Here is a 349-nt window from a genome sequence, read left to right as displayed (position 1 = left end):
CACACGTACCCATCCCGAACACGACCGTTAAGCCCTCCAGCGCCGATGGTACTTGGACCGCAGGGTCCTGGGAGAGTAGGACGCCGCCAAGCGAAAACCCTTTTGGGTTATTTTTTTTGCCCTAATGGTGTAATTAACGATGAGGGCCCTTAGCTCAGCTGGTTAGAGCGCACCCCTGATAAGGGTGAGGTCGGTGGTTCGAGTCCACTAGGGCCCACCATGTAACTTCATAATCCCATTATGGGGCCATAGCTCAGCTGGGAGAGCGCCTGCCTTGCACGCAGGAGGTCAGCGGTTCGATCCCGCTTGGCTCCACCAATATTCCCTGATAGCTCAGTTGGTAGAGCAC

The 349-nt window shown here is 55.9% G+C and carries 2 tRNA genes and 1 rRNA gene; all 3 read left to right on the top strand.

Annotated features, from left to right (window positions below):
* Window positions 1-92, top strand: a 5S ribosomal RNA gene (gene rrf / locus PV403_RS25075); the annotation flags it as partial.
* Between the two features lie 51 nt (window positions 93-143).
* A tRNA-Ile gene (locus tag PV403_RS25070) sits at window positions 144-220 on the top strand.
* A 22-nt stretch (window positions 221-242) separates the two neighbouring features.
* A tRNA-Ala gene (locus PV403_RS25065) sits at window positions 243-318 on the top strand.
* The last annotated feature ends 31 nt before the right edge of the window (window positions 319-349 follow it).

This window comes from Paenibacillus sp. GYB006, assembly GCF_036577645.1.
Lineage (GTDB): Bacteria > Bacillota > Bacilli > Paenibacillales > Paenibacillaceae > Paenibacillus.
Note: the sequence above shows the minus strand (reverse complement) of the source record. Positions and strands in the feature narration are given on the sequence as shown.